At 31.2% G+C, this 656-nt stretch carries 1 pseudogene (running past one end of the window); it reads right to left on the bottom strand.

The annotated features are described in order from the left end of the window. Positions 1 to 656: pseudogene (locus ACNDLV_RS00710) on the bottom strand (YfhO family protein) (its annotated part continues 761 nt past the right edge of the window); the annotation flags it as partial.

Below are 656 nucleotides of genomic sequence, written 5' to 3'. Positions count from 1 at the left end.
CCTAATAATGAATAAAAGTCACTAATTTTAGGGTCGTTATTTGAAGAAAAGACTTCAGCTCCACGATAGTTGAAAGTATAACTTTCACCACGATCATTATTTAATAAAAAGCTTTTAGCTAATCGTTGATCTTTAGCAGTCTTAGGTAATTGATTAATAAAAGTCTGAGTTTGAGCGGTGTAGTTAGTAATATTTGTGGAAGGCTGCTTAATATTATTCCAAAAGATAGTGGCAGATAAAAACATCTCTAGAATAAGAAAAGCTGCAGGAATCCAAGGATTAATTTTCTTAGTGTAGTAAAGAATTACTAAAGCAAGAGAAATTAAGGCAATTAATAAAGCTAAAAAGCAAGCAGCCGCATTAAGAAAAAGCAATTTTCTTGATCTGAAGAAATAGAAAGCTAAAAAGAATAAAAAGCAAGCAGTTGAAATCTTTAAATCAGCTTTTGAGTTGTGGTTAGCCAGTTGATAACTAGCGAAAAAGACCATAATAAAAGTAATTAAGAAAACAAAACGATAAGGGAAAAGTTGAGGTGGTTGGCTAGCATGCCAAAGAATATATAATTTGCCGTTTAACAAACCACTAGCTGTAAATAAACTAAAAAGTAAACTTGCCAGTCTTACTTTAATAGGGATTGAGCGATTAAAAAAGAAACT

The organism is Lactobacillus fornicalis, from assembly GCF_055362665.1.
Note: the sequence above shows the minus strand (reverse complement) of the source record. Positions and strands in the feature narration are given on the sequence as shown.